This is a genomic window from Actinoplanes sp. NPDC048988, from assembly GCF_043197815.1.
Classification (GTDB): Bacteria; Actinomycetota; Actinomycetes; order Mycobacteriales; family Micromonosporaceae; genus Actinoplanes.
Map to the genome: position 1 here is coordinate 166,817 of NZ_JBICTW010000004.1, position 24,081 is coordinate 190,897.

The following is a 24,081-nucleotide window of genomic DNA, read 5'->3' on the forward strand; positions in this document are numbered from 1 at the left end:
GTCCGGGTGGTGGAACAGCCCGACCAGCACCCTGCGGTCCGGACGGCGGAACAGCTCGACCGGCGCCCTGTGGGCCGGACGGCGGAACAGCCCTACCGGCACCCTGCGGTCCGGACGGCGGAACAGCTCGACCGGCGCCCCGTGGGCCGGGAGGCGGAACGGCTCGGCTGGGAGTGCCGGACGGGGCCGCGGCGCCTCGGCCCGGAGCCGGGGGGCTCTGGGGGGCGGCGGGTGGGCGGCGGTCGGAGTCGTCGCTGGAGTCGTGGAAGCCGGGGATGGCCAGGTCGTCGTCGGGCTCCTCGTCGGGGCCCGGGGCCAGACGCCCGGATTTGCTGTATCTGGTTTCTCCGGCCAGGGTGCCGGGGCCGATCGCGGAGCGCTGCTGCTTGGCCGTACGCAGGTCGTCGAGCCAGCCGGTCTCTTCGGGCTGCACGATCTCGGGCTCGGCCGGTTCCTGGCGGCCTCGTCCGAACCGGCGGCCCTTGCGCCCGCCGGCCTGCTCGTTGCCCAGGTCAGCGTCGTCGGGCCGTTCGGCACCGCGCGGTGTCACGGTCGTTCCTCTCCGGCGGCTGCGCCGCTGTCGTCTCCCCGGCCGTCCATGGCCTTCGATCCCGGATCGGCCTTTGCTTCCGGATCGGAGAAGGTACCAGGGTCACCTGTGTACGAGCTGCCCTCGGCATCGCGTACGTCCGCGGGCTTCCGATCCGCCGACGAGCGTGCCCCAGATTTGCCCTTCGCACCACCCGCCGCGCGGCGGACGCGACCCCCCGAAGGTCCACCCGCCGACGAATCAGCAGCTCCGACCCGGTCACCGCCATCGGAACCACCCACCGCGGAGGAATCCGTCACAACCGCGCCGTCCGCAACGGCCCGCCGCGGCCGGCTCCCCCGAGCCTTCGCCCCACTCTCGGGTGCACTTTCAGTCGCCAATTCAGCACCCTGCGCGTCATCGCCGGATTCCACCCCGTTCAAAGAGGCCTCCACAGGCCCGGGAGTGGGGGTGGGAGAGGGAGACGCGCCGGCCGCAAGCGGAGGGGTGTCAGGCGTAGCCGTGGCAGACGCGGCTGGTCGCGGGGCGGCCAGCCCTCGGACGATGCGGCGGAGTTTCGGGACGCGGTCGTTGACCGCCCGTTCGGCGCCGTGGTCTGTGGGGCGGTAGTACTCCGCCTCCAGGAGGTCGTCGGGGACGTACTGCTGGGTGACCACTCCGCGGCTGTCGTCGTGGGGGTAGCGGTATCCCCGTCCGTGCCCCAGACCTCGCGCCCCCGGGTAGTGGGCGTCGCGCAAGTGGGTCGGCACCGGGCCTCCGCGGCCCGCCCGGACGTCGGCCATGGCCTCGCCGATGGCTGTGGTCACCGCGTTCGACTTCGGGGCGGTGGCCATGTGCACCACCGCCTGGGCCAGGTTGAGCTGGCACTCCGGCAGGCCGATGGTCTGCACCGCCTGGGCCGCCGCCGTCGCCACCAGCAGGGCCTGCGGGTCGGCCATGCCCACGTCCTCGCTGGCGAAGATGACGATGCGCCGGGCGATGAAACGGGGGTCCTCCCCCGCGACCAGCATGCGGGCCAGCCAGTGCAGGGCCGCGTCGGGGTCACTGCCGCGCATGCTCTTGATGAAGGCGCTGGTGATGTCGTAGTGGGCGTCGCCGTCGCGGTCGTAGCGGACCGCCGCCACGTCGACCGCTTTCTCGGCCGTGGCCAGGTCGATCTCGGTGACCTGTTGGGCCAGGGCGGAGCCGGCGGCCGCCTCCAGTGCGGTGAGCGCTTTACGGACGTCGCCGGACGCCAGCCGTACGAAATGGTCCTCGGCCTCGGCACTCAGCGTGACCGCACCGCCCAGGCCCCTTTCGTCGGTTACCGCGCGCCGCAGCAGGCCGCGGACGTCATCGTCGTCCAGCGCCTGCAGCGTCAGCAGCACACAGCGGGAAAGCAGAGGCGAGATGACCGAGAAGTACGGATTTTCGGTCGTGGCCGCGAGCAGCGTGACCGTCCGGTCCTCGACGGCGGCGAGTAGCGAATCCTGCTGGGTCTTGCTGAAGCGGTGCACCTCGTCGATGAACAGCACCGTCGGCGGGCCGCCCGAGCGGCGTTCGCGGCGGGCCGTGTCGATCACAGCGCGGACGTCCTTGACACCGGCGGTCAGCGCCGACATGGCGACGAACTTGCGGTTCGTGGCGCCGGCGACCAGATGGGCGATGGTGGTCTTGCCGGTGCCGGGCGGGCCCCACAGGATCACCGACATGGGGCTGGCCCCGGTGACCAGCTGGCGCAGCGGGGCGCCGGGGGCGAGCAGATGTCCCTGGCCGACCAGCTCGTCGAGGGTCGCCGGGCGCATCCGCACCGGGAGCGGCGAGTCCTCCGCGGGAGGGGTCAGGGCGTCACCTGGTGCGGATGCGCCCGGCTGCGCCAGGGAGAAGAGCCCGTCCATTTCCATCGGGGAAAACAGTACCGGCCCGTGGCTTCACGTTCGAAACGCGCCGCCACGGGCCGGTGCCGTCGGATCAGCCGCGGCCGGGGCGACGGCCGTAGAAGCGGCGGCCGCTGCCGGAACCGGCGCGCGGGCCCGAGCCCACGCCGGCCAGGTAGAGCGCGAGCAGCAGCAGGCCGAGCGACGCCATGGTGGGGAAGTTGAACAGATCGGGGGCGCCGAGGTTGGTGTTGAACAGGTCGAGAAGCAGCCAGATGCCGAAGACGATGGCGGCGGCGATAGCAAGCATGTCTATTTCCTCCGGGGGGTGAGAGCGCTGACATGCAGATACCCAGGTGACCTCGCTCACCAAACTCATAGGACATTCACCGCCCGGGCGATGACCAGCGCCGCCGTCACGAGCGCGATCGCCGACTCGAGCGCCATGGCGGCCTTGACCCACCGGGTCAGCGGCAGGGTGTCGGTCGGGCTGAACGCCGTGGCGTTGGTGAACGCGACGTAGAAGTAGTCGAGGAAGCGCGGCTCCCAGTCCTTGGCCACCATGTCGGGGGCCGTCATGGGCGGGAAGAGCAGGTCCGGGTACGGGTCGGTGCCGTGCGCCCGCCGGGCCGGGCCACCCCGGTCGAGCTCCCAGAACCACACCGCGAAGGTGAGCACGTTGATCAGGTAGATGGCGCTGCCCCCGGCCAGCAGCTGCGCCGCCGAGCCGGTGTCGCGCCCGCTGACGATGGCGTGCACCAGCATCCCGACCGAGGAGGCGGTGCCGAGGCTGGCCACGGCGATCAGGCTGAGGCTGAGCATCCGCAGGGCCGGGGTGTCGCGGTGGATGCGGCCGGGGTCGGCGGCGAACAGGACGACGCCGATGGTCAGCTCGATCGCCGGCAGCAGCCAGTGCGGTCCCAGGGTCAGCCGGGCCGGCAGCGTCCACTGCAGCGCGATCATCACGGCGATCGCGACCGTGGCCGGCCACCGGTGTTCGCCGCGGGTCCGCCGCCGCCAGGCGGGGCCGAGCGCCTCGGTCAGTTTCTCGATCTCGTCGGGCACACGCCCATCATGCGGCCAGTTTGAACAGCAGGACCGTCTCCCACTTGTGCATGTCCGGTTCCTTGGCCGGGTCGGTCATCATCATCTCGAGCCGGCAGCCCCACACCTCGCCGGTCGGGGTGGGCTGCATGTCCCAGGCCAGACCGCGGTCCTGCGCCCACCCGAGCAGCCGGGCGGTGACACCCATCAGCTCGTCGGGGTGCCCGACGTGGGTGAGGGTGGCGTAGCGACCGGCGGGCAGGGTGTCGGCGAACATCGGCGAGGCGATCTCGGTGGGCGCCGAAACCGGGATGCCGGCCTCGACGACGAGGTCGGCCGACATGTCGATCACGCGGTACCGGAAGAACGGCGCCCCGGCGACCGGCACACCCCGCTCGGCGAGGCGGGCGAGCATGCCGGGCAGATGGTCGGCGACCCGCGCGAACTCGGTCATCGTGATCGACTCACGCCGCCCGACGTACGGCTGTTCACCCAGCTCCACGATCTTCGGCTCCACCATCCCAGTCTCACAGCCCATCACCCCACCCGCACGTCGGCGGCTCCCGCCCGCCACCCGTTCGATGCCCCGAAGCGCCACCACCGGGACGGGGAAGCGCTTACCCCGCCAGGCAGCGGAGAGACGCGAGGGCGAGGGGCGCGAAGACGGTCGATGCGGATAAATACCGATGAAAGCGGTACGGAGGTACGGAGGACGGAGGTACGGAGGCGAGGCGGGCGGAAGTGCGGAGGTACCGAGGTGAGGCGGCGCAAAGGTAAGGCGATGCGAAAGTGAAGCGACGCGGACGTGAAGCGACGCGGAGGCGCAAGGGCACCCAGGCACCCAGGCACCCAGACACCCAGGCACCCAGGCACCCAGGCACGAAGGCACGGAGACGCGGAGGTACGAAGGCGCGGAGGCGCAAGGACGCGAAGGCGCGGAGGCGCAAGGACGCGGAGGTACGGAGGCGCGAAGGCACGAACGCGCGGAGGTACGGGGGCGCGGAGGTACGGGGGCGCGGAGATGGAGGTTAGGCGCGGCAGAGGTGCGGAGGTGCAGCGGCGCAGAGGTAAGGCGGCGTGGAGGTGAGGTGGGGCGGAGACGCGGGGTGGGACGGCGCAAGGCGCGCGGAGGCGCAAGGGCGCGAAGGCGCGGAGGCGCAAGGACGCGAAGGCGCGGAGGCGCAAGGACGCGGAGGTACGGAGGCGCGGAGGCGCGAACGCGCGGAGGTACGGGGGCGCGGAGATGGAGATTAGGCGCGGCAGAGGTGCGGAGGTGCAGCGGCGCAGAGGTAAGGCGGCGTGGAAGTGAGGTGGGGCGGAGACGCGGGGTGGGACGGCGCAAGGCGCGCGGAGATGGGCGGCGCGAGGGCGCAGTCAAGGGGGCCGCAGGTAGGCGCGGAGGTGGGGCCTGGCAGGCGGTGTCAGAGGAATTCTGAGACGGGCCGTAGGCGCGTGCGGAGGATGGAGCGGGCCAGTGACGTGTCGAGTTTGACGTCGAGGGGGCGGGGGCCCATGGCCGCGTCGGTGCTGAGGCCGACCGGGACGGCGGACTCGTTCAGGCCGTGGGTGCGGGCCACCAGCCGGCCGAAGTCGGCGCGGGAGATGGGCTCGGGGCCGGCCACGTTGATGACGCCGCTGAAGCGGGAGTCGGCCAGTTCCAGGATGGCGGCGGCCAGGTCGGCCACGTGGATGGGGCAGCGGATCTCGTCGGAGAACATCGTGCCCGGCTCGCGGCCCGCGGCCACGTCGAGGGCGAACCGCACGTGCTTGCTCTCGTCCGTGCCCGCGATCAGGGACGTCCGCACGATCACCGCGGCCGGGGAGATCGCGGCCACCGCCGTCTCGGCCGCCGCCTTGGCCGAACCGTACTGGGACACCGGCGTCGGGGCGTCCGCCTCGGTGTACCACGCCGCTCGCCCCGCGTGCAGCGCGTCGGTGGACACGTGCACCAGGCGGGCGCCGATCGCGGCGGCCTCCGCGGCCACGGCGGCGCCGCCGTCGGCCAGGACACGCCAGTCGTTCGCGTGGCCGACGCAGTTGACGACCAGGCGGGGCAGCACCGCGGTGACGACCGCGTGCACCGCCTTGCGGTCGGTCACGTCGACCGGCACGTGACCGCCGGCCGCGGTGGTGGCCGTTACCACCACCGCGTGCCCGGCGGCCCGGGCCTGCCGCACGACCTCACTGCCGAGATATCCCGAGGCTCCGACGATCAGTGTGCTCATAGGACGGAAGTACCTCAGATTCTCTCGGCCGGCAAGGTCAGTTCGAGCGCTCCACGGGCGCCGCCTGGCCGTCGGTGCCGGGGGTGCCGGCCGCCGGCTTCGGCTTGGCGTCGATGCCGGCCTCGAGGCGCTGCTGCGCCGTGATCGGGGTGGGCGCCGTGGTCAGCGGGTCGTAGCCGCCGCGCGTCTTGGGGAACGCGATGACCTCGCGGATCGAGTCGTTGCCGGAGAGCAGCATGCAGGTGCGGTCCCAGCCGAGCGCGATGCCGGCGTGCGGCGGCGGGCCGTACTTGAACGCCTCGAGCAGGAAGCCGAACTTGTCCTGCGCCTCCTCGGGGGTGATGCCGAGCAGGTCGAAGACCCGGCTCTGCACGTCGGCCCGGTGGATACGGACGCTGCCGCCGCCGATCTCGTTGCCGTTGACGACGATGTCGTACGCGTACGCGAGGGCCTGGTCGGGCGCCTCCTCGAAGCGGTCGATCCACTCGTCGTTGGGCGAGGTGAACGGGTGGTGGACGGCGGTCCAGCCGCCCTCGTCGGTCTTCTCGAACATGGGCGCGTCGACGACCCAGCAGAACGCCCAGGCCGACTCGTCGATCAGGTTCGAGCGCTTGGCGATCTCGATACGGGCCGCGCCGAGCAGCTCCTGCGCCTCGCGACGCTCAGCCGCCGCGGCGAAGAAGATGGCGTCGCCCGGTTTGGCGCCCACCGCGTCGGCCAGTCCCGACAAATGCTCAGCAGACAGATTTTTCGCCACCGGTCCCCGAGCCTCGCCGGTGTCGGCGTCGAGCACCACGTACGCCAGACCGCGGGCCCCGCGAGCCTTGGCCCAGTCCTGCCAGCCGTCCAGCTCTTTACGGGTCTGCGACGCTCCGCCGGGCATGACCACCGCACCGACGTAGCCACCGGCGTCGATGGCGCCGGCGAAAACGCGGAAGGAGGTGCCCGCAAGGTAGGAAGTCAGCTCGACCAGCTCGACCCCGTACCGCAGGTCGGGCTTGTCGGAACCGTAGCGGTTCATCGCGTCGGTCCAGGTGATCCGCGGGATCGGCCGCTGCACCTGGTAGCCGGCGAGCTCGCCCCACAGCCGGGACACGATCTCCTCGCCCAGCTCGATGATGTCCTCCTGGGTCACGAAGGACATCTCGATGTCGAGCTGGGTGAACTCGGGCTGCCGGTCGGCCCGGAAGTCCTCGTCGCGGTAGCAGCGCGCGATCTGGTAGTACCGCTCCATGCCGGCCACCATGAGCAGCTGCTTGAACAGCTGCGGGGACTGCGGCAGGGCGTACCAGGTGCCGGGCTGCAGGCGTACCGGAACCAGGAAGTCGCGGGCGCCCTCGGGAGTCGACCGGGTGAGGGTCGGCGTCTCGATCTCGTTGAAGTCGCGGGCGTGCAGCACCTCGCGGGCGATCTGGTTGGCCCGGCTGCGCAGGCGCAGCGCGCTCGCCGGGCCGGAGCGGCGCAGGTCGAGGTAGCGGTACTTCAGGCGCAGGTCGTCGGACGCGGTGATCGTGTCGTCGACCGGCAGCGGCAGCGGGGCCGCCTCGGACAGGACGGTCAGCTGCGAGGCGACCACCTCGATCTCGCCGGTGGCCAGCTCGGGGTTGGCGTTGCCCTCGGGGCGGGCCGAGACCTGGCCCTCGACCAGCACGCAGAACTCGTTGCGGAGCGCGTGCGCGTCCTCCTCGCGGAAGACCACCTGGACCACGCCGGAGGCGTCCCGGAGATCGACGAAGATGACACCGCCGTGGTCGCGCCGGCGGGCCACCCACCCGGCGAGGGTCACCGTCGAGCCGGCGTCGCTCGCGCGAAGGCTGCCGGCGTTGTGCGTACGGATCACGGGATGCTCTCCTCATCAAGCTGTCAGGGCACCCGCCATTCTGTCAGGTGCTCAGCCCCCGACCTTCCACGAGGTGGCCCGCATGCCCGCCGTGCCGGTGGTGCCGACCTCGGTGATCTCGACGAGCGCCATCTTGGCCGGCGTGCCGGCGGTCAGCACGCACAGCACGGCCCCCTTGCGGACGGCCACGGTGGCGCCCGGGCCGAGCGGGGCGGTGCGGATGGCGCGGTCGCAGCCGGCGGCGTCGGTGTCGGAGCCCTGCACCTGGGCGCCCGCGGTCGCGCCGGGCCCGAGGGTCAGATTGGGCACGCCGGTGCCGCAGCGACTGTCGTACCGCAAATCGCTCTTCTTCTCCTCGGCGTTGGACCGGGGCTCGTCCAGGTCGAGGAAGAGTACGGCCGAGCAGCCGACCTGCACTTTCAGGGGCTCTTGGGCGTACGTGACGTGGTAGCCGCCGCCGGTCGGGACCGGCGCCGCCGGCGGGCGTTCGGCGACCGCGCGCGCCGCCTGCGAGGAGCGCCAGGCGACGAAGACGGCCACCGCGGCCACGTTCAGCGCGAACAGCGCGACTCCCGCGACCAGCAGCAGCGGCCAGTTGCGGCGAGGCCGGGGTTTGGTACCGCCGAGCTTCTCGGTCGGCCCGTCCGGGATGCCCGCGCTCTGGTTGATCTGGTAGGGGTCGCGCGGCTTCGACGGGTTGTTGTTCGACGCGCGGAAGACAGACATGGAGCGGGCTCCCATCGGCAGGGGCAAACCGGGTGATCCCGACCCTAGGCTCGGAGATCATCGGGACCCATCCCTCGACGTGGGGACTGACAGCCCACGTACCACCCCGCCATAGAATGACCTGGTGGCGACAGAGTCCCGCGGGCCGGACCACATCGACCGGCAGATCCTCCACGCGCTTCATCTCTCGCCTCGGGCGCCCTTCGCCCGGGTCGCCGCGGTGATCGGCGTGTCCGAGCAGACCGTCGCCCGGCGCTACCAGCGGATGCGCGGCACCGGCATCCTGCGGGTGCTGGCCCGCCCCGACCCGGTGAAGATGCCGGGCACGACGCACTGGACGCTGCGCATCGGCTGCCGGCCCGGCACCGCCCCGGCCCTGGCCGACGCCCTGGCCCGGCGCGGCGACACCGCCTGGATCAGCATCGGCGCGGGCGGCGCCGAGATCACCTGTTCGGCTGTCGTCGCGGCCGGCCAGGGCGGCCTGCTGCACCACCTGCCCCGGGCCTCCAACGTGCTCACCTTCAGCGCGCACCAGATCCTGCACCGCTTCGCCGGGCGGGGCGAGGTCGACTGGGTCGCCACCGGCCACGAGCTCGACGCCGGCCAGCAGGCCGCGCTGACCGAGGGCACGACGGTGGTGATGGGCCACGTGGCCGCCCTGGACTCGGACGCCCGCGTCGAGCCGGCCGACCAGCCGCTGCTCGACGCGCTGGCCCGCGACGGCCGCGCCAGCTGGGCGTCGCTGGCCGAGGCCACCGGCTGGACGCAGCGCCAGGTCGCGCAGCGGGTGGCCGCCTTGACCGGCAGCGGCGCGATCCTCTTCGACCTCGACGTGGCCGACGCCGCGATCGGCATCCTGGCCTCGGCCAACCTGTGGTTCACGATCGCCCCGGCCCATCTGGCCGAGGTCGGCGCCCGGCTGGCCGATCACCACCAGCTGTCGTTCGCCGCCGCCGTCACCGGCTCGGCCAACCTGATGGCCGCCGCCCGCTGCCGCGACGCCGCCGCCCTCTACCGCTATCTGACCACCGAGGTGGCCGCCATCGACGGCATCCACAGCGTGGAGACGGTCCCTCAGCTCACCCGGGTCAAGCAGGCCCACTTCCTGATCGAGAACGGCATGGTCCGCGACCCCTACGCCTGAACCGGCGCCCCGGGCGCGGGGAAGGTGACCACCATGGCGACGCCAGGCTCGCGGGCCTCGGCGACCACCCGGCCGTCGTGCGCCTCGGTGAGGCTGCGCACGATCCACAGGCCGAGCCCGATGCCGTCGGGGCCGCCGACGGCGAACCGGCCGAACAGGCGCGGCCGGAGGGCTTCCGGGATCCCGGCCCCGTGGTCACGGACCTCCAGCCGGTCGGTGCCGCCGTCGCGGGTGAGCGTGACGATCACCGGCGGCCGGCCGTACCGCAGGGCGTTGCCGACGAGGTTGACGACGATCTGCTCGAACCGCTGCGGGTCGACGTAGATCTCCAGGCCGTCGTCGATCCGGACGGTCACGTCCTTGCCGCTGGTGTAGGACACGGCCTCCCGCACGAGCGGCCCGGCCGGGGTCAGCTCCCGGTCCAGGCGCAGGTGCCCGGAGCTGTCGATGCGCTGCACGTCGAGCAGCCCGTCGGCCAGCCGCCGGATCCGGGTGGCCTGCCGGAGCCCGGCGCCGATCATCCCCGCGTCCGCCGGGGAGGCGTTCTCGCCGAGCTCCTCGAGCACGATCTGGAGCGTGGCCAGCGGCGACCGGACGTCGTGGGCCAGGGTGCTCATCATCGCCGACTGCCAGGTCTCGATGCGGGCCAGCCGTTCCCGGTCCTCGCGCAGGTGCCGGGCCTGCGCCTCGACCAGCAGGGCGATCGCCACGGCGACCGGGAGCAGGACCAGGGCGCTGCTGAGCACTTCCGGCGGCCGGTGGGTCACGATCAGCGGCAGCAGGTACGCCACCCCGGCCGGCACGGCGTACGCCAGCAGGATCCACCGGGGGAAGTGCAGCGCCGCCCAGGTGTAGAGCAGCACCAGGAACGGGCCGGTCCCGGCCGCGACCCCGCCGAACGACCAGGTGGACAGGCCGAGGACGGCGAACCCGGCCAGGCCGAGCAGGGCCGGCGACTCCGGCCGCACCCGTTCCCAGGGCAGCAGGAAGCCGGCCAGGCCGAGCGCGCAGTCCAGCGCCGCGACCAGCAGGAGCCGGGCCGGCGAGCCGCCCTGGCCGGCGATGCCGACCAGGGCCAGCGCGCCGGCCAGGAAGAAGAGCATCGCCGACTGCCGGGCCGCGGTGCGCGCCCCGGTTCCCAGGAGGTCAAAAGGGGCTTTTCGGGTGATGTCCTCCAGAATAGGCTGCTCCGCTATCCCGCGGTCGCGGGTTCGGGCTGCCGCGCCGGGGTGCGCTCCACCGGCCGTACGAGCAAGAAGACCGCAAGCGCGCCGACCAGCCCGACCCCGGCCGAGAGCCAGAAGCCGGCGTCCAGACCGGCCGCGGCGGCCGCGGGCGAACCGCCACGACCCGACGCCAGCGCGTGCGCGGCCGCCGAGTCGCCCAGGTAGGACGTGGCCCGGGACAGGAAGACGGCGCCCACCGCGGCGACGCCGATCGCGTAGCCGAGCTGGCGGGCCGTGTTGAGCGCGCCGGCCGCCATGCCACCCCGGTGCGTGGGCACCGCGGCCATGCCCGACTCGGCCAGGTTGGGCATGACCAGGCCGACGCCGAGGCCGACCAGCGCGTACCCGGGCAGCAACGCCGGCCAGCTCGATCCCCGGTCGAGCAGGATCGCGCCCAGCGCGGCGCCGGCCGCGATCAGCAGCATGCCGGTGCCGATCAGCACACGCGGCGAACGCCCGTGCAGCTTGGCCCCGGCCACCCCGGAGACCACCAGCGAGAGCAGGCCCATCGGCAGGGCGGTGAGCCCGGCCTGCAACGGCGTCAGCCCGATCAGGGACTGAAGCCAGATCGAGGTGTACGTGAGGATCGCGAACCCGGCGAAGTTGACCAGAAGGGCGGCGATCAGGATGCCGGCGAACGAGCGGTTGCGCAGCAGCCGCAGGTCGAACATGGCGTGCGGGCTGCGCAGCTCGATCGCCACGAAGCCGGCCAGCGCGACCACGGCCACCGCGAACAGCCACCACGACCAGCCGTGCTCGTTGGCCCGGATCACGGTCAGGGTCAGCGCGGTCGCCGCGACCGTGAAGGCGGCGGTGCCGGCGAAGTCGAACCGGCCCCCACGGCCGGCGCCGTCCGGGCGGAGCACGAACTTGCACAGCAGCAGCGCGGCGACGCTGATCGGCAGGTTCACCAGGAAGATCCAGCGCCAGTTCAGCGCATCGGTGAGCAGGCCGCCGAGCACCGGGCCGATCGCCGCGGCGGCGCCCGAGACGCCACCCCAGACGCCGTACGCGACCCCGCGCTCCCGCCCCTGATACGAGCTGTTGAGCAGGGCGAACGTGGTGGTGAACATGGCGGCCGCGCCGGCGCCCTGCACCACCCGGGCCGCGATCAGCACGCCGTCGCCGGTGGCCAGGCCGCAGGCGAGCGAGGAGAGCGCGAACAGGGCGAGCCCGGCCGCGTAGAGCCGGCGGTGCCCGATCCGGTCGGCCAGGGCGCCGGCACCGAGCAGCAGCACGGCGAGCGCGAGGGCGTAGCCGTCGATCACCCACTGCAGGTTGCCGAACGTGGAGTGCAGGTCGTCCGCCATCCGCGGCAGCGCCACGTTCACGATGGTGACGTCGATGAGCAGCATGAAGGTGCCGAGGCAGACGGTCACCAGGGGCCACCACTTACGCATTACGGGGTTCCTTTCGTCACCCCAACGGTGGCTTCCCTCCCGACGATCTTCGCAACCAGAACCCTCCAGCTGCCGCTTTCCGCCATCTGCTCAGGCTGCCGCGTCGGATCCTCCGTCGACGAACCATCCGTCGCGCAAAACCGGCACGACCTTACTGGCCCCGACGGCGGCCGCCACCGTCACATCACCCTCGAAGCCGTTGTTGCGCAACTCCCGTCCGCTCACCGACTCGTGCAACTCCTCGGCCAGCCGGTCGGCCACCCCGCGATAGGCGGCCACGGCCGTGGCCGCCTCGGGCGACAGCCCCTCCTGCTTCAGGCCGTCGAGGAAGGCCCCCGCGCCCCACAGGTCCTCGACCGCCGGGCGCAGCGACCCGTCCGGCCACCGCTCCCCCGCCGCGACCACCGCCACCGGCCGGTCACCGCAGCGCTGCCGCACCCACTCGGCGGCCGCCGCCGCGTTCCGCAGGCAGACGCCGACCACCGTGGCGCCGGCGTCGGCCATCCGGGCCGAGATGGCCGACCCGTTCGGCGACGGCAGTACCAGGCGGTCGATCCGGGCCGCCTTCAGGTCGGTACGCAGGATGCTCTCCGGCGACAGCGTGATCTGCCCCGGGCCCGCCTGCGACCGGAACACGGCCAGCGCCGCCCCGTTGCGCCGGGCCACCGCCACCGCCGAGTCGTCCCGCCAGCGGTACGGCAGCACGCTGATCCCCTGCTCCACGGCCACGCTCAAGGTGGTCGTGAACGACAGCACGTCGACCACCGCCACGAACGCGACCTCGGGCGCCACGGCATCCGCGCCCACCGGCCCCCAATCGAACCGAACCCGGTAGCCGCCCTGCCCGTCCGAAGTCTTCATTCCGCTAAAAATAGGTCTCCAGGACGTCCACCACGCGTCGATCCTCGTCGATGACGGGAATGTGCCGCCATTTGTCGAAAGCCGTGCAGGGATGGGAAATCCCGAACCGGATGAGATCACCGGGCTGAAGGTCGTCGGCGGCCAGGTACGTGTGGTGGTCGTTGAGCTTGGTCACCTCGACGCCGGTGGTGGCGGCGTACGAGCCGTCCACCCGGCGGATCTCCATCGGCACCGGCAGCCCCTCGTCGAACGGCGCGTCCCGCTTGCCCATGCCGACCAGGGCCAGCCCCGGCTCGGGGGTGGAGGTGACCTGAGCCCAGATCTCCAGCGCGGCCGCGAGCGGCCCCTCGGCCGGCACCCGAAGGAACGGGGTGCGCTCACGGTAGAAGCCGTCGTCGTGGGTCACCGAGGCGCCGCTGCGCAGAACGAGACGGGCCTGCTTGATCGGGGCCAGCCGGTCGATCACCCGGTCGAACCAGGCACTGCCGCCGGCCGACACGATCGGCTCCGCCGGCAGAAGCCCCGCCTCCACCAGCCGGGCGACACCGGCGGCGAACAGGTCGAGGAAGTCGTCGACCTCCCGCTCGGTCGTCAATTGACCCTCGTACGCGGTCACACCCACCAGCTCGACGTTCTCGCTGGACACGGCGGCGCGGGCCACAGCCTCCAGCTCGTCGAGCGTCCGCACCCCCGTACGGCCGTGGGAGTGCCCGAGCTCGACCAGAACCCGCACACTCCTGCCGGCCGCGGCGGCGACCCCCGCGACGGAGTCGACCTGGAAGTAGACGTCCGGTTCACCGTCCAGCCAGCGCAGAGCGACCGGGTCGAGCACCTGGTTGGCGATGAGGATGCGCCGCACACCGAGCCGGCGCAGAACCAGAGCCTGGTTGGCGGTGGCCACGGTCATGCCCCAGGCCCCGGCGTCGAGCTGGGCGGCGAGCAGCCCCGGCGCCATGGTCGTCTTGGCGTGCGGTGCGAAATCCCACCCGTGCCGCCGGCAGTAGGCGGCCATGGTCGCGATGTTCGCCTCGGCCGCGGCCCGCCGCAGCACCAGGACCGGCCAGGTGAGCAGCCCGTCGAACATGCCCGGGCTCTCCCGCGCGATGTCGGCCGCGGCGCGCTCGCCCTCCGGCAGCCAGAAACCCTTGCTGCGCCAGTCGACGGTGACCTCAGGAACCCGCATCGTCGATCACCCCGTCCAGTCGTGGGGTCGGCTCAAGCGCGTTCAGCACGGCGACCAGGCGCTTCTCCTCCCCGATGAAATGCGTTTCCAGTACGGCGGTGAGCCCGTCCAGCTCCTCGCGCGTCATGTCGTCCTTCACCATCCCCGCGATGATCGCGTGATCACGGGCGAGGCTGTCCAGAAATTCCCGCAACTCCGGATGCCGTCCAGCCAGAACCGGAAAGACGGTGGCGTCCTCGCCGGTGTGATGCCGGGTGAGAGCGGCGCAGAAGGCCACGCCGTCGCCGTCGCCCGCGCGTATCTCGTCGATCATCTCGAGGAGATGGTGATGGCAGGCGATCAACTGATTGCCGTACGCCCTCAATCGGTTGACGTTCGATTTGTCCACGGAGGCAAGTCCCATGGTCCGGCGCCTCCATGCCCTCGGCGGTCTCTTTGCCGGGCGCACCGCGACGCTGCCGGAAGCCTACCAACGATTCTTGTCGCACCCGTGTGGTGTGCTACCGGCATGGGTGTTCTGACCGACTACTTCCGCGCTCCTTCGGCCGCCGCCGTCCAGGAACAGCTGACGCTGAACGAAGGCGGCCCGCTGCTGACCAGCGACCCGTCCACCACCGTCTACGACGGCGTCGAGGCCAAATGGATCGACACGAGCGTCGTACTGGGCAAGCTCATCGGCTTCATCCGCGACGAGCCGTGGCATCCCCACATCGTCGACGACCACCTGATCTGGCCCGAGGGCGGCGAACAGGACACCTCCCACGAGGGCCCATGGGTCACCATCCTCGACAACGAGACCCGCGACACCTTGGCCGCGGTGCCCGCCGACCGCGTGCCGTCCCTGGCCGTTCAGTGGTCCGCCATCGAGGAGCTACAGCCCAACACCGACCCGCAGTACTTCGCCGAGCTCATCACCGAGCTGTCCGCCTTGGCCACCCGAGCCCAAGCCACCGGCGACTCCCTCTTCTGCTGGATGAGCCTGTAACCCCTCCTGCCCTTCCACTTCCTCCACGGCATCCCTCCCGTCCCCGCCTCCCCCGCCATGGCCCTCACCGTTTCTGCCTCTCCTCGCTCCCACCCCAACCGCCCGCCATCACCGAGACCTCCCGCTCCTCGCCGTCGACGTCGGCGCCGGCTGCCTCCCTGTCGTTTCGGGCTGTGCCGGTTGAGTTCCTCCCTGATGAGCAGGCGACCTCCTATGGCCGGTTTCCCGACAGGCTGACGCCGACACAGCTGGAGGGCTTGTTCTTCCTGGACGACTTCGACCAGGACTTGAGAACCGGATCGGGTTCGGATTGCAGGTGGCGACCGTGCGGGCGCCGGGTCTGTTCCTGGCCGATCCCCTGGATGTGCCGACCGAGGCGGTCGATGACGTCGCCGGGCAGGTCGGTGCGGCTGATCCGTCGAAGGTCAAGGAGTGTCTTTGGCGCCGGCCGACCCGGTTCGAGCATCAGCGTGAGATCGCCCGGGAGTACGGCTACAACGACTTCGCCGCGGCGGAACCGGATCCGATCCGCTGGATCGACGCCCGGGCGTGGACCGCGGGAGACGGCCCGAAGGCGATCTTCGACGCCGCGTTCACAGCGCTGTCCCGGGCGGCCACGCGCCGGGACGACCTGCACGTGACGGTCGCCGCGACGCTGACGGCGCACGCGCTCAACGCCGGCTTCGGGCCGGTGATCTCCGACGGGATCCCGGCGCTGACCCGGGGCCGGATCAGCCACGTCGACGCGACCTACCTGCGGCCGGAGACCTACGCCGCAGCCAACAGCGTGCTGATCGACGCCCAGGACGGCATCGGGCTGGCCCGGGCGTGAGGCGGTATCACCTTGTGGAACACCCTGGACCTGGACCTGGACCTGGACCTGGACCTGGATCTGGATCTGGACCTGGCCGGGCTGCGCGGGCAGGGCTATCGGGTGCTGGACGCGGATGTCGCCCGGCTCTCGCCGTACGTGCGCCATCACATCCGCGTCCACGGCCACTACACGTTCACGCTGCCCGACCTGGGCGGACGTACCTACCGGCGGCTGCGTGACCCCGACAGTGGCGACGACGAGCAGCCCAGCCGCCGGCACCTCCGATAGTGATCAAGCCGGATGTTCTTCCCCTGGGGGTGCATCCGGCCTTTTCGTGCTCGGGATCCCCGCGCCGAGGGCCTCTCACTCCTGCTGGGACCGTGAGTCGGTCTCAGGAATGCAAGCTCAGCCGTGCTCGGCGACCATCTTCTCGATCTGCTCGAGTACCAACTCCGGTTGATCTTGGGGGATCTCGTGGGAGCTACCGACCGCGGTCACCAGCGTGCGGCCCGGCGCGGCATTGACGAACGCGGCGGCCGCATCGCGCCAGTGCTGGGCGTCCTGCGGCGAGCCGTCGAAGGGCGTCTTCTCCGAAACGATCACGGTGGCCGGCACGCTGCTGGGCCAGGACACCTTGTGGTAGGCGTGGTGCATCGGGCCGTAGTTCGCCGCGGTCGCGATCAGTTGGCGGGTCTGCTTCGTCGACGGCTGCTTCTTGAGCTCCTCGATCTGCGGGGTCGTGACGGCGATGATCCGCTCGATCTGTTCATCGGTGGAGAACTGCGGCAGGCTGGCGTCGACCAGGACAGCACCTGAGACGAGTTTGGGGTATTTGTTGACGAAGTAGGTGGCGACCTCGCCAGCCTGCGAGTGCGACACCAGAATGACGTTTCCGGTAACGCCAAGCTGATGAAGACCGGCTTGCAAGTCCGACACCGCGGCATGCACGTCCCAGGCCCCCTTGACTTCGTCGCTGGCGCCCAGGCCCGCCCGGTCGTAGGTGATGATCTCCGACCCAGTGGCCTTCGCCAACCGGGGGACGATGTCCTTCCACTGGGTGTGGTCCTCGCCGCCACCGGCGTCCAGCACAATTGCCGGCTGGTGCCCGGGGGTTACGTAGAACGCCAGCCTGTGGCTTTTGTTGGTGATCATGTGAGTCTCTGTGACCGGCGCGCTCGTGACCGGCGCGCTCGTCGCCGGGAGCGTTGCTGCGGCGGGGGCCGGCGCTGGGGTTTCACTGCAAGCGACGAGTGCCCCGACGGCCATCGCCGGGAGCACGACGGCGAGCACGGCTCGGCGCAGAGAGGCGGGGAAGTAGGAGTTCATGGGGGTTCCTTCAAGGATTGCCGGTTCGCGGTAGTGGAAGCTGACCGCGGCGGCCCACTGGGCGGGCAAGATCAATAGTTCGCGTCCGCCGCGTGAAGTTCGATCCTGCTGCCTGCCGATCCGTCCTACGGGCACCGTCACCACCGCACGGGGGGCTATCCCTACCCCGGCGGTTTTCTGCGATGTCTCGCGAAGTCGTCAGGTGATTCCGAGCAGTTCCAGGGATCATGTGCTGCCGGGGGCGTGATGGCGGTTGGCGGCGGCAATGTTGGTGACGCCGGTGAGGCGCAGTGCGCCGGTGGCGGCCTTGCGGAGGGCGGCATGACTTGCGGTCCGTTGCCGGTACGGATTTGGGACCGGCCTTCGTCGTAGGCGACATCGCGGACCCAGTGGATCTGGTTTTCGATGTGCCAGTGGCGGCGGATTCGGAAGGCTTGGGCGGCGGGTGGGAAGTCGATGCCGGTGGAGAGGGCGTTTCTGAGAACATGCGCCTGGCCGGCGAGCGTTCAGGCGGCGGCGCGGTCGCCGGTGCGGCGGCGGCGCAGGTCTGTGTGCGTGAGGGCGGGCGGTGTGTAGGCGATGTCGAGGGTTCCGGGGTTGGCCCCGGGCGCGACGATCTCGTCGATCCGGTCGAGGGTGTCGTCGTCAAGGGCGGTGCCGGCGCCGGCGAGCAGGTCGTCGAGGTGGGCCATGGTGCGAGGGCCGATGATCGCCGAGGTGACGGCAGGGTGGCTGACGACGAACGCCAGGGCCAGGTGGGTCAGCGATAGGCCGGCCTGCTCGGCGATCGGGACGAGTTGTTCGACGGCCGCGTGGTTGCGGGGGTCGGTCATGTGCTTCGGCACCCAGTGCATGCGCCGGGCGGAGGGCTGTTCGCCACCGAGGCGGAAGCGGCCGGTGAGCAGACCCGACGCGAGTGGGCTCCAGGTCAGTACGCCCATTCCGTAGCGTTCGCACACGGGGAGGACGTCGCGTTCGATGCCGCGGTTCAGGATCGAGTAGGTCGGTTGCTCGGTGCGGAACCGTGCCAGCCCGCGGCGTTCGGCGGTCCATTGGGCTTCCACGATGTCGGCGGCCGGCATGCTGGAGTGGCCGATCGCGCGGACCTTGCCGGCCCGCATCAGGTCGGTCAGGGCGGCGAGGGTTTCCTCGATGTCGGTGCCGGGTTCGGGGTGGTGGACCTGGTAGAGGTCGATGTGGTCAACGCCGAGGCGCCGCAGGGAGTCCTCGATCGCGGTGACGATCCAGCGGCGGGAGTTGCCGCGCCGGTTCGGGTCGGTGCCCATGACGCCGTTGAACTTGGTGGCGAGCACGACGCCGTCGCGGCGGCCTTTCAAGGCTTTGCCGACGATGCGTTCGGTCTCGCCGTCGCCGCCGTAGACGTCGGCGGTGTCGATGAAGTTGATGCCGGCGTCCAGGGCCCGGTGGATGATCCTGGCGCAGTCGTCGGGGTCGGGGTTGCCGAACGGGGCGAACATCATGGTGCCCAGGCAGTAGGGGCTGACCTGAATGCCGGTGCGGCCGAGGGAGCGCATGCGCATGTGCTGTTCCTATGCGGGACGGGGGCGGCCCGGGGCGGCCTGGCTCGGCGGCCCCGGACCGGAAACGGGTGTGGTGGGTCAGCCGGCGTAGGCCACGGCAACGTCGAGGATCCAGGTGACGCCGAACCGGTCGGTCAGCATCCCGAAGCCGGGCGCCCACTGCGAAGGGCCGAACTTCTCGATGATCTCGGCGCCTTCGGACAGCTTGTCCCACAGCGCGCTGACCTCGTCGGCGGTCTCACCGCGGACGGAGACGAAGAACCGTTCGCCGGTCAAGGTCATGCCGTTCTCACGGGTGGTGATCGCGGCCGGCGCAGCGGCGGGGCTCTGGCTGGGCACGTCGTAGGCCATGACGCTGAACCCGTTGTCGGCCGTGACCTGGCCGAAGACGACCTTGTCGGCGTCCGGGAGTTAGTTGGGCATGCCGAAGTCGCCGTAGGCGACGACGGTGAGGTGTCCGCCGAAGACGGACTGGTAGAACTCCAGCGCCGCGCGGGCGTCGCCGCGGAAGTTCAGGTGCGTCGTGGTGGTGATGGCCATACGGGACTCCTCGGGTGGTTGTTCTCGGGCGGGATCAACCCGATATGGGCTGGTTGGACCTCATGCGAGGGAACCAGAGCAAGCGGTGGTGGGCGGCTGGACCGGCGGATCCGACCGCTTCCGGCGCGTGTCAGATGGCCAGCAGGATGGCGCTGACGACGAGGCTGCCGACGATGTTGTAGCTGCCGGAGATCGCTGCGTAGAGCAGCGGTCGCGGGAAGTTGGGGTTGATGGCGATGGTGACGGTGTTCGCGGTGAGGTAGCCGAAGCCGACGATGAGGCCGAACAGCAGCGCGTCGCAGTAGGCGTCGATGTTCAGCGCGGCGAACAGGATTGCGCTGGTGAAGGTGATGATCAGGCTGGTGAGCGGTGGCCCGGCGAGAAACAGTGGCGTCGTCGGCGCTTTCGCGTTCGTGTCGCGGCCGAGCGAGCGGTTGTACGCCTTGGGGAACAGGGCTGCGAACCAGAGGCCGCCGAGCAAGGTCAAGGCGATGAAGCCGACCAGAATCCCGAGCCAGTTGAGATCGCCCAGAACATCGAACATGTGTTGACTCCGTACATGAAAGGGGGATGAGCGGCTCTCGGCGTCGCCGAAGCACCGTGCTTGACCGGCTCGAGTTCAAGACTTGCAGGAGTAGGTGACAGGATGTGGCACCTACTGTGAGCAGAATCAGGTTCATGCCGAAAACTTCCGCGCGATTGCTGGCCCTGCTGTCGCTGTTGCAGACCCGCCGGGACTGGTCCGGCACAGTGCTGGCCGACCGCCTGGACGTCAGCTTGCGTACCGTGCGCCGCGACGTCGATCGGCTGCGCGAGCTCGGCTATCCCATCGCCGCGGTCAAAGGCCCCGACGGCGGCTACCGGCTCAGCGCGGGCACCGAACTGCCCCCGCTGCTGTTCGACGACGACCAGGCCGTCGCTCTCACCGTCGCCCTGCAGATCGCCGCGACCACCCCGGACAGCGGCCTCGCCGAGGACGCCGAACGGGCGCTGAATACCATCCGTCAGGTGATGCCGTCTCGGCTACGGCACCGCCTCGGCGCCCTCGACGTCACCGCCGTCCAGCGGCCCACCACCCGCCCGGCCGAACCGGTCGACGGCAACGTGCTCCTGACCATCAGCGCCGCCGTGCGCGCCCGCGAGATCCTGCGCTTCGAGTACGGCGACGACGGCACCAAACAGCCGCGCCGCGCCGAACCACACCACGTGATCACCCGGGACGGACGGTGGTACCTCATCGCGTGGGACCTCGACCGCGACGACTGGCGCACCTTCCGCGTCGACCGGATCAGCCCGCGCACCCCCAACGGGCCACGCTTCACTCCCCGTGCGCTACCCGGCGCAGACGTCGCCGCGTACGTCACCGGCGTCTTCCGCGGATCCGGCGACGCCTCCGGCAACTGGCCGTGCCAGGGCACGGTGCTGCTCGACCTGCCAGCCGCCACCGTGGCGCTCTACACCCGTGACGGGCTCGTCGAACAGATCAGCCCCGGCCGGTGCCGGCTCACCCTCGGGTCCTGGTCCTGGACCAGCCTGGCCGCCGCGATCGCCCGCTACGACGCCGACATCGACGTCGTCGGCCCGGACGAACTGACCGAGGCCTTTGCGCACCTCGCCCGCCGATTCACCCGAACCGCAGCAGGCCGCGCCTCCACACACCCCCCTCCCGGCGGTAGAGACCGGTGCGGGCGGTCATCAGACCAGGAAGGGCGGAGCGACGGGGCGTAGTGGCCGGTTGCCGTCGGCGTCGTGCAGGTTCTCGCCCTTTTCGTTCCGATGTTCCTCAAGGGCCGTTTCGCGCTTTCGCCCCTTGCCCCCGCGACGTCGCCCCTCCTGTCCATGTCGCTGCTCTCGTGCGCGGCCCAGCCCTCGCTTCCCTTCCGCTCTGTCTCTGGCCGCCGGCGCCCTGGACGCCCTAGCCCGAATCAGCCGCTGGGACGGCGCCAACGGCATGGCGCACCACGCCGCCCAGCCCGTCACGGGCAAGGCGCTGGCGGTCTCCGCACCGGCTGAGGGCGCCGCACGGCGAACCAGTCGCGGGCAAGGCGCTCATGGTCTCCGCACCGGCTGAGGGCGGCGCGCGGCGAGTCAGTCGCGGGTCGGTGCGGGTGTCCGGAGGGCGGCGGTGTGGAGGCGGGTGTAGGCGGCCAGGCCGAAGCCGAGGGCGTTGGCCACGCCGTGGGTGGCGGCCATCCAGGCCAGCGACGGGTGCGGCAGGTCGGTGGCCTCGCCCAAGGCCCAGCTCACGGCGAGCACCATCGAGGCGGCCAGGACGAGAGCCGAGGTGGCCAGCAGAGCGGCGGTGAGGCGGTCGGGGACGCGGGTACGGGCGTGGCGCCACGTCGACCAGCCCATGGCCCACATGCCGGTGGTGAGGACGAGGGCGCCCGCCAGCTCGACGAACTCGCTGGTGAAGTAGCCGGCCAGCACCAGCAGCGTGCCCGCCGGCACGGTGAGCACGGCCGCGTCGGCGAGGCGACCGGGCGCCAGGCGCCGGTGGAGCCCGGCGATCAGCGCGGCCGCGAACCCGGCGAAGTGGAAGTGCGCCACGGTCAGCGTCAGCACACCCAGCTCGAACCCGAACAGCCGGTACCCGGCCCGCTCGGCAACCAGCGCCCCGGCCGCGACAGCGGGCCCGGCCAGCGCGGTCGCCAGAGCAATCCACTCCCGCCACCCGCGCGAGAGCCGGCGCCAACACCAAACCGGGAGCCGGGCAAGCGCTGGTGTCGGAGCCGGGGCTGAAGTGAGCGCCGCGGCTGAGCCGAGGGCTGGAGCCGGGATGAGCGCCGGGGACGGAATGACGGCTGGAGCTGGACCCAGAGTAGGTGCTGGGGCGAAAGCCGGAGTCGCCGCCGAGGCTGGGGCTGGGGCTGGGGCCGGGGTAAGAAACCGGGGCTGTAGGGCCTGAAGGGCGAGTGCCACAGCCGCGAACGCGTAGAGGACCGCGAGGCCGGTCGCTGGAATGCCGCGCGGTAGCCACAGGCTCGCCGCGCCTGCGGCCGCCGCGAAGGGCCACGACCCGGCGACCGGGCCTTCGACGCCGATGAGGCGGAGGCCCGCCGGCACCACGAGCACCATGCCGAGCGTGATGAGCGCGTTGACCAGGGCCCACACAGCGACCTCCTATAGTTGAACATGTTCAACTATAGGCCATGGATACTCACAGGTCACGGCGCCCGCAGAGGAGAGAGGGACACGCGAGAAGGAAAGAGTGGACGAAAAAGGGCGGGAGATCCTGTCAGTCCGTGGGCGGGAGGTCGGCGGTCATCTCGGCCAGCTCGGCCAAGCGGTCGGGCATGCTCCGCGGGTTGCCGGGAGCGTCGGGGCGGGCGTCCCACGGGCGCGGGCCGGTCAGTGGGCGGTAGTTGACCCCCAGGGCGTCCAAGCGGGACAAATGCTCCGGCAAACGCGCCCGGAACGACTCGTAGGAGCGGCCCGGCGGGTCCCACACCGCCTCGGCCAGGGCGCACAACCGCGGGTATGTCATGTAGTCGACGCGGCGGGCGTTCTCCATGTGTTCGGTCCAGACGTTTGCCTGGCCGCCCAGGACGTGGGCCGCCTCCCGCTCCGTCAGACCTGGCGGGACGGGGTCGAAGCCGTACACGTCCTCCAGCGTCAGCCGGGTGCCGACCGGGGTGGGCTCGCCCGGGTCGTCCGACTGGCGGTAGTCCAGGTAGACCGCTATGTCGGGGCAGGACACCACGTCGTGGCCCAGGCGGGCCGCCACCGTGGTCGGGCGCGGGCCCCGCCAGGCCGCCACCACCGCGCCGGGTGGGGTGCCGCCGGTCAGGATCTCGTCCCAGCCGTAGAGGCGGCGGCCGGAACGGGCCAGGTGGGCGGCCATCTGGGCGGTGAACCACGGCTGCACGCCGGGCAGGCCCAGCCGGGCCGCCAGGGGGCTTCCCTCCCATTCGCCCGGTGGGCACTCGTCGCCGCCGATGCCGATCAGCTCCGAGGGGAAGATGTCGCACAGGTGGTCCAGGACGTCGCGGCAGAACGCCATGGCCTCCTCGCCCAGGTTGAGCACGTGCGAGGAGATGCCCCATGTGGTCCGGACGCCGCCGGAGAAACCATTTCCGAGCCTGGGGTACGCGGCCACCGCGGCCTGCATGTGCCCGGGCATGTCGACCTCCGGGACCACGGTGATGTGCAGCGACGCCGCGTACGCCACGATCTCGCGCAGGTCGTCCGTCGTGTAGAAGCCGCCGTGCGGGCGGCCGTCGTCGCGGGCGTGGACGCGGGCGCCCAGCATCGAGGACGGGCGCCAGGCGCCGACCGACGTCAGGCGGGGCCAGCCGGGGATCTCCACGCGCCAGCCCTGGTCGTCGGTCAGGTGCAGGTGCAGGACGTTCAGCTTGTGGAACGCGGCCAGGTCGAGGAAGCGCAGCACGTCGGCCACCGGCATGAAATGGCGGGCCACGTCGAGCATCACGCCACGCCAGGCGAACCGGGGCTGGTCGGTGATGTGCACCGCGGGAACGTTCCAGTCCACCTCGCCGGCCCGGCGCAGCGCCGCCGCGGGCAGCAGCTGGCGCAAGGTCTGCACGCCCCGGAACACGCCCGCGGGCGACCCGCCGACGATCTCCAAGGAGGTCGGGGCGCACGTCAGGGCGTACCCCTCAAGCGGTTTTGCGTCGTCGACGCGCAGCGTGACGCCGCCCCGCCCGGGCGGGAGTGGGCAGCGCAGAGCCTGGCGAAGCCAGGTGGCCACGCCGTCGAGACCGGGCCCGGCGTCGAGCGGCACGGCCGGATTTAGGTGGAAGAAGCCGTCTTTACGGGTGATGGACACCGGCTGCGGAATCATCGCTTATTACAGTATG

At 71.3% G+C, this 24,081-nt stretch carries 21 protein-coding genes and 3 pseudogenes; 5 read left to right on the forward strand and 19 right to left on the reverse strand.

Annotated elements, in window-relative coordinates:
• Positions 1 to 939 precede the first annotated feature (939 nt).
• The 7 genes and pseudogenes from ACGFJ7_RS15105 to ACGFJ7_RS15135 form a co-directional block, all read right to left on the reverse strand.
• A pseudogene (locus ACGFJ7_RS15105) lies at positions 940 to 2,433 on the reverse strand (replication-associated recombination protein A); the annotation flags it as partial.
• A gap of 67 nt (positions 2,434 to 2,500) precedes the next feature.
• Positions 2,501 to 2,716 carry a hypothetical protein gene (locus tag ACGFJ7_RS15110; protein ID WP_360239372.1) on the reverse strand — a complete coding sequence of 72 codons (216 nt, stop codon included), beginning with the start codon at positions 2,714 to 2,716 and terminating at the stop codon, positions 2,501 to 2,503.
• Between the two features lie 65 nt (positions 2,717 to 2,781).
• The gene (locus ACGFJ7_RS15115) at positions 2,782 to 3,471 is read right to left on the reverse strand and encodes a hypothetical protein (protein ID WP_360239375.1); all 690 of its coding nucleotides are present in this window, start codon (positions 3,469 to 3,471) and stop codon (positions 2,782 to 2,784) included.
• 7 nt (positions 3,472 to 3,478) lie between these two features.
• A complete protein-coding gene (locus tag ACGFJ7_RS15120) occupies positions 3,479 to 3,970 on the reverse strand; it encodes a GyrI-like domain-containing protein (RefSeq protein WP_360239378.1) in 492 nt (163 codons plus the stop codon).
• Between the two features lie 901 nt (positions 3,971 to 4,871).
• Positions 4,872 to 5,675 carry an SDR family oxidoreductase gene (locus tag ACGFJ7_RS15125; protein WP_392642495.1) on the reverse strand — a complete coding sequence of 268 codons (804 nt, stop codon included), beginning with the start codon at positions 5,673 to 5,675 and terminating at the stop codon, positions 4,872 to 4,874.
• A gap of 37 nt (positions 5,676 to 5,712) precedes the next feature.
• Complete coding sequence (gene aspS, locus ACGFJ7_RS15130; protein WP_392642496.1) at positions 5,713 to 7,515, reverse strand: aspartate--tRNA ligase; 1,803 nt, start codon at positions 7,513 to 7,515, stop codon at positions 5,713 to 5,715.
• A gap of 51 nt (positions 7,516 to 7,566) precedes the next feature.
• Positions 7,567 to 8,241 carry a hypothetical protein gene (locus ACGFJ7_RS15135; protein ID WP_360239387.1) on the reverse strand — a complete coding sequence of 225 codons (675 nt, stop codon included), beginning with the start codon at positions 8,239 to 8,241 and terminating at the stop codon, positions 7,567 to 7,569.
• A gap of 124 nt (positions 8,242 to 8,365) precedes the next feature.
• On the opposite strand from ACGFJ7_RS15135, the gene ACGFJ7_RS15140 reads away from it, so the two are divergent.
• Entirely contained in the window at positions 8,366 to 9,385 is a 1,020-nt protein-coding gene (locus tag ACGFJ7_RS15140; protein WP_392642497.1) for an Lrp/AsnC family transcriptional regulator, read from the forward strand.
• On the opposite strand, the gene ACGFJ7_RS15145 is transcribed toward ACGFJ7_RS15140, so the two are convergent.
• From ACGFJ7_RS15145 to ACGFJ7_RS15165, 5 genes are all read right to left on the reverse strand, one after another.
• Positions 9,376 to 10,488 (reverse strand): ATP-binding protein, encoded by a 1,113-nt coding sequence (locus tag ACGFJ7_RS15145; protein WP_392642498.1) that lies wholly within the window; start codon positions 10,486 to 10,488, stop codon positions 9,376 to 9,378. The two genes, ACGFJ7_RS15140 and ACGFJ7_RS15145, sit on opposite strands and share 10 nt — an antisense overlap.
• An 89-nt stretch (positions 10,489 to 10,577) precedes the next feature.
• Entirely contained in the window at positions 10,578 to 12,011 is a 1,434-nt protein-coding gene (locus ACGFJ7_RS15150; RefSeq protein ID WP_360239396.1) for an MFS transporter, read from the reverse strand.
• A gap of 90 nt (positions 12,012 to 12,101) precedes the next feature.
• On the reverse strand, positions 12,102 to 12,872 hold the full coding sequence (locus tag ACGFJ7_RS15155) for a 2-phosphosulfolactate phosphatase (RefSeq protein ID WP_360239399.1): 771 nt from the start codon (positions 12,870 to 12,872) through the stop codon (positions 12,102 to 12,104).
• 4 nt (positions 12,873 to 12,876) lie between these two features.
• Positions 12,877 to 14,055 carry an alanine racemase gene (locus tag ACGFJ7_RS15160; RefSeq protein ID WP_360239402.1) on the reverse strand — a complete coding sequence of 393 codons (1,179 nt, stop codon included), beginning with the start codon at positions 14,053 to 14,055 and terminating at the stop codon, positions 12,877 to 12,879.
• Positions 14,042 to 14,443 (reverse strand): hemerythrin domain-containing protein, encoded by a 402-nt coding sequence (locus ACGFJ7_RS15165; RefSeq protein ID WP_392642499.1) that lies wholly within the window; start codon positions 14,441 to 14,443, stop codon positions 14,042 to 14,044. Before ACGFJ7_RS15165 ends, ACGFJ7_RS15160 begins: the two co-directional genes overlap by 14 nt.
• Before the next feature lie 120 nt (positions 14,444 to 14,563).
• Here ACGFJ7_RS15165 and ACGFJ7_RS15170 point away from each other — a divergent pair, with 120 nt between their 5' ends.
• The 3 genes and pseudogenes from ACGFJ7_RS15170 to ACGFJ7_RS15180 all read left to right on the forward strand — a co-directional run bounded on the left by ACGFJ7_RS15170 (position 14,564) and on the right by ACGFJ7_RS15180 (position 16,142).
• Positions 14,564 to 15,040, forward strand: coding sequence for a hypothetical protein (locus ACGFJ7_RS15170; protein ID WP_360239407.1), 477 nt, complete (start codon positions 14,564 to 14,566; stop codon positions 15,038 to 15,040).
• 295 nt (positions 15,041 to 15,335) lie between these two features.
• Positions 15,336 to 15,872: pseudogene (locus ACGFJ7_RS15175) on the forward strand (DUF4158 domain-containing protein); the annotation flags it as partial.
• Positions 15,873 to 15,884: 12 nt separating this feature from the next.
• Positions 15,885 to 16,142, forward strand: a complete 258-nt coding sequence (locus tag ACGFJ7_RS15180) for a hypothetical protein (protein ID WP_392642500.1) — start codon at positions 15,885 to 15,887, stop codon at positions 16,140 to 16,142.
• Positions 16,143 to 16,259: 117 nt separating this feature from the next.
• Here ACGFJ7_RS15180 and ACGFJ7_RS15185 read toward each other — a convergent pair whose 3' ends face one another.
• From ACGFJ7_RS15185 to ACGFJ7_RS15205, 5 genes and pseudogenes are all read right to left on the reverse strand, one after another.
• Positions 16,260 to 17,180, reverse strand: a complete 921-nt coding sequence (locus ACGFJ7_RS15185) for an alpha/beta fold hydrolase (protein WP_392642501.1) — start codon at positions 17,178 to 17,180, stop codon at positions 16,260 to 16,262.
• Positions 17,181 to 17,686: 506 nt separating this feature from the next.
• Positions 17,687 to 18,721, reverse strand: a complete 1,035-nt coding sequence (locus ACGFJ7_RS15190) for an aldo/keto reductase (RefSeq protein ID WP_392642502.1) — start codon at positions 18,719 to 18,721, stop codon at positions 17,687 to 17,689.
• Between the two features lie 78 nt (positions 18,722 to 18,799).
• Positions 18,800 to 19,099: pseudogene (locus ACGFJ7_RS15195) on the reverse strand (VOC family protein); the annotation flags it as partial.
• Between the two features lie 33 nt (positions 19,100 to 19,132).
• Positions 19,133 to 19,261, reverse strand: a complete 129-nt coding sequence (locus ACGFJ7_RS15200) for a hypothetical protein (RefSeq protein WP_392642503.1) — start codon at positions 19,259 to 19,261, stop codon at positions 19,133 to 19,135.
• Positions 19,262 to 19,391: 130 nt separating this feature from the next.
• Positions 19,392 to 19,805, reverse strand: coding sequence for a DUF1761 domain-containing protein (locus tag ACGFJ7_RS15205; RefSeq protein WP_392642504.1), 414 nt, complete (start codon positions 19,803 to 19,805; stop codon positions 19,392 to 19,394).
• Between the two features lie 134 nt (positions 19,806 to 19,939).
• On the opposite strand from ACGFJ7_RS15205, the gene ACGFJ7_RS15210 reads away from it, so the two are divergent.
• Positions 19,940 to 20,989 (forward strand): helix-turn-helix transcriptional regulator, encoded by a 1,050-nt coding sequence (locus ACGFJ7_RS15210; protein WP_392642505.1) that lies wholly within the window; start codon positions 19,940 to 19,942, stop codon positions 20,987 to 20,989.
• A 360-nt stretch (positions 20,990 to 21,349) separates the two neighbouring features.
• On the opposite strand, the gene ACGFJ7_RS15215 is transcribed toward ACGFJ7_RS15210, so the two are convergent.
• Complete coding sequence (locus ACGFJ7_RS15215; protein WP_392642506.1) at positions 21,350 to 22,375, reverse strand: YndJ family transporter; 1,026 nt, start codon at positions 22,373 to 22,375, stop codon at positions 21,350 to 21,352.
• Positions 22,376 to 22,499: 124 nt separating this feature from the next.
• Positions 22,500 to 24,065, reverse strand: coding sequence for a beta-N-acetylhexosaminidase (locus ACGFJ7_RS15220; RefSeq protein WP_392642507.1), 1,566 nt, complete (start codon positions 24,063 to 24,065; stop codon positions 22,500 to 22,502).
• Positions 24,066 to 24,081: the final 16 nt, after the last annotated feature.